We start from the raw sequence: 3,760 nt of genomic DNA on the forward strand, positions 1-3,760 counted from the left end.
ATGTAATACTCGCATAAATGGACTGTGTTAGGCAGATCTGATATTTGCGGAGGTATTGGAGGATACTATACTATGGCAGCTGAGAAGCCACACATTAACCTCGCGGTCATCGGCCACATTGACCACGGCAAATCTACTACCGTCGGACGTCTTATGTATGAAGCAGGAGCAGTTCCTGCACATATTATTGAGCAGTACAAGAAAGAAGCAGAGTCAAAGGGTAAGGGTTCCTTTGCATTTGCATGGGTTATGGACAACCTCAAGGAAGAGCGTGAGCGTGGTATCACCATCGATATCGCTCACAAGAGGTTCGACACTGATAAGTACTACTTTACTGTCGTAGACTGTCCTGGACACCGTGACTTCGTCAAGAACATGATCACCGGTGCATCACAGGCTGATGCAGCAATCATCATCGTTGCAGCACCTGACGGTGTAATGGAGCAGACCAAAGAGCACGTTTTCCTTGCAAAGACACTTGGTATCAAGCAGCTTATCATTGGTATCAACAAGATGGATGCATCCAACTACGATGAGGCACGGTTCAACCAGGTCAAGACTGACGTAGGTAACCTCCTCAAGATGGTAGGAACCAACCCTGATTCTGTAAAGTTCATCCCAATCAGCGCATTCGAGGGTGACAACATCACCAAGATCAGCGACAAGATGCCCTGGTACAAGGGAAAGGCACTCTTTGCACTTCTTGATGAACTTGAAGTTCCAGAGAAACCAACCGACAAACCACTTCGTATTCCAATTCAGGATGCATACTCAATCTCCGGTATCGGGACTGTCCCAGTCGGCCGTGTTGAAACAGGTATCCTTAAGAAGGGAATGAATGTTGTTTTCATGCCAGCCAACAAGGGTGGGGAGTGTAAGTCTATTGAGATGCACCATGAAGAGCAGCCACAGGCACTGCCCGGTGACAACATCGGTTTCAACGTTCGTGGTATTGGTAAGGATGATGTCCGCCGTGGTGATGTATGTGGTGCCGCTGACGTTCCGCCATCAGTTGCAGAAGAATTTTCTGCACAGATTGTGGTTCTTCAGCACCCAAGTGCAATCACCGCAGGATACACTCCAGTGTTCCACTGTCACACTGCACAAGTAGCATGCACCTTCATCGAGCTCGTCAAAAAGCTCGACCCACGGACCGGTCAGACCTCTGAAGAGAATCCGACCTTCCTGAAGGCAGGAGATGCAGCAGTTATCAAATGCAAACCTACCAAACCCTTCTGCGTAGAAAGCGCAAAAGAATTCCCCCAGCTCGGTCGCTTTGCCATACGTGATATGGGTCAGACCATTGCAGCCGGAATGTGTATTGAAGTAGTCAAGAAACAATTCCGCTAACCCTAATTTTTTGGGTGTGTTTTATCATGCAGAAAGCCCGTATCCGGCTCACCGGAACAGATTACCAGAAAGTCGAAGAGGTATGCGACAAGATTCGTGAGATCGCAGAACGCACTGGCGTAAACCTCGCAGGACCAATTCCGCTCCCTACCAGAAAACTCGTTGTTCCAATCCGGAAGAGCCCGGATGGCGAAGGTACCGCAACTTGGGACCGCTGGCAGATGCGTGTACACAAGCGCCTCATTGATATCGATGCTGATGAGCGTGCTCTGCGACAGCTGATGCGCACCCAGGTGCCAAAAGATATCGGTATCGAGATTGTTCTCGAGAGCTGAAACTTCTTGGTACATAACGTGCTAAAGCACGTAATTTCCAATATCTATAACCGCACCTCCGCAAGGGCGGATCACTTTTCTCTTTTTTAGGTTTGTTTAGTTTATTCTAGCGCAATAATCTGCTTTCGTGGTCATTCGAATATCTGGATTAGGCCCATATTATCCAGTAAGAAATCAGTGTGTCCAATCTCACCCAGGTCCTAAAAGTAGAAATTTTGTGCTATTACACTTTCTTTTCATGCGCGACGGATTAAAATTACGTTCATTCCTGAGTGTCTTTTCAAAAAAAAGGCTTATCTCTTCTCCTTTTTGGTTTCAACCCTGAAAAATCATGAGGTGCCTTTTTTTATTTCCGTCAAGAATGATCAGATATACATGTGCACATGCAGTTTGAAAGATCGTCTTTCTCTCTCTCCTGCCAGGATATTTATTCTAATATTCCTTGTTGGACTCCTCGTCCGGATTATACTACCTGATATTAAACTTCTTCATCATGATGAAGCGATCCACGCCTGGTTTACCTATGATCTGATTACAAAGGGTACCTATTTGTATGACCCGATGTATCATGGTCCGCTTCTCTACTATCTTACTGGAGCAGCATTTCTTCTTTTCAAGGATTCCGATTTAATTGTCAGGTTTCTTCCCGGGTTTTTCGGAGCTGCAATCATTCCATTTTTCTGGATTTTATATCGGGAAGGATGGATAGCACGCAACCATGCCTTAATCGGTGCATTATTTTTTGCTATATCACCGTGTATGGTTTACTTCTCCCGCTTTCTGAGGCATGATATTTTTCAACTCTTCTTTACAGTGGCTCTCCTTGTTCTTCTCCTCATGTACTTTGACAAAGGACGATGGCAACATGCAGTCGGTGCAGCAATATGTGCTGCATGTGGTCTCTGTTTAAAGGAAGATATGCCCTTTACACTTCTGATATTTGGTTCCTTTTTCATGTTCATGCTTTGTAGTGGGCGAATTGCCCTGCCATGCACATGGAGATGCGATCTCATTTCCAGCCTTTTGATCATGGTCGCAATAGGTGCGACTTGTTATACTACTTTTTTTAGTCATCCAGAAATGTTTTTTCAGGCACCTTTCAAGGCAATTGAACACTGGATGGGCATAAGTGGTCAGTGCCGCCTTTGTGGGGGTCCATATTGGTATCTTCTTATTCTTGGTTTATACGAGGTTCCCATTGCTCTTCTTGCTGGGGTGGCAGTATGGCAGTATGGAATCCGTGATAAGGGTTTTTCAGAAGTAAAAACAGGTATTGCCTCATATCTGAAACATCTGCAGATCAGGGGTGGTCTATTCAAACCTTATGTTGGTATTGGAGATCGGTCCCGGTTTATTTTCCTTTTTGCCCTGTACTGGACTGTTCTGTCCATGATCTTTTATGCGTATGTGGGTGAGAAAGTTCCCTGGCTCATAATTCACCAACTCTTTCCGATGATCCTGCTAGCATCCTATGATATACACTCCCGAGTTAAGTTCATCGCAGTTACCATTGCCTGTATCTTCCTGTTTGTGATGATGGTTCATGTTTGTTACACACCAACTGACATTAACGAACCGATTGTGCAGGTGCAAAATAGTGAGGATATACGAGCGGTGATGAAACTTATTGATGATTCAAATTCTGTAGTTATCGCTACCGATAATTACTGGCCTCTACCCTGGTATTATCGCGGCGATAAATGGGACAAAATTTCGTTCTATGGGCAAAAAGTGGATCCTTCAGTTTTTGAATCAAAGCATCCTGATCTTGTGATCACTCACGACACCGAAAGTTATCCATCTCTCCCTGGGTATGAGAAGAGGCCGTATAAACTCAGTTACTGGTTCTCCTGGTATGATAACAAGGATCGGATCCCTGAATACTATCTTTTTAGAGATGGAAAGATGGGAAGCATCAATCTTGATGTTTTTGTAAAAGAAAAACCTACCCTGGGCATTGCCCAATAACCTTACTACCCCTTTTTTTACATAGGTTCTGTGAACAGATGATACAACCTTAATACTGATACCAGAATGTTTTACTGATGATGAGGGTAGCACCATAATCCTAATGC

Annotated in this window: 3 protein-coding genes; all 3 read left to right on the plus strand. The window is 44.7% G+C overall.

Annotated features, from left to right (window positions below):
* Window positions 1-72: 72 nt before the first annotated feature.
* The 3 genes from tuf to VN429_RS04335 all read left to right on the plus strand — a co-directional run bounded on the left by tuf (window position 73) and on the right by VN429_RS04335 (window position 3,653).
* Window positions 73-1,350 carry a translation elongation factor EF-1 subunit alpha gene (gene tuf / locus VN429_RS04325; protein WP_325630173.1) on the plus strand — a complete coding sequence of 426 codons (1,278 nt, stop codon included), beginning with the start codon at window positions 73-75 and terminating at the stop codon, window positions 1,348-1,350.
* A 26-nt stretch (window positions 1,351-1,376) separates the two neighbouring features.
* On the plus strand, window positions 1,377-1,685 hold the full coding sequence (gene rpsJ / locus VN429_RS04330) for a 30S ribosomal protein S10 (RefSeq protein ID WP_109969135.1): 309 nt from the start codon (window positions 1,377-1,379) through the stop codon (window positions 1,683-1,685).
* 375 nt (window positions 1,686-2,060) lie between these two features.
* Window positions 2,061-3,653: a flippase activity-associated protein Agl23 gene (locus VN429_RS04335; protein WP_325630176.1), complete on the plus strand. Its 1,593-nt coding sequence runs from the start codon at window positions 2,061-2,063 to the stop codon at window positions 3,651-3,653.
* Window positions 3,654-3,760: the final 107 nt, after the last annotated feature.

This window comes from Methanospirillum sp. (assembly GCF_035560735.1).
GTDB lineage: Archaea > Halobacteriota > Methanomicrobia > Methanomicrobiales > Methanospirillaceae > Methanospirillum.

Bases quoted from the DNA above. Each gene is read 5' to 3' on its own strand.
- tuf (WP_325630173.1), top strand. From the start codon at position 73: ATGGCAGCTGAGAAGCCACACATTAACCTCGCGGTCATCGGCCACATT.
- rpsJ (WP_109969135.1), top strand. From the start codon at position 1,377: ATGCAGAAAGCCCGTATCCGGCTCACCGGAACAGATTACCAGAAAGTC.
- VN429_RS04335 (WP_325630176.1), top strand. From the start codon at position 2,061: ATGTGCACATGCAGTTTGAAAGATCGTCTTTCTCTCTCTCCTGCCAGG.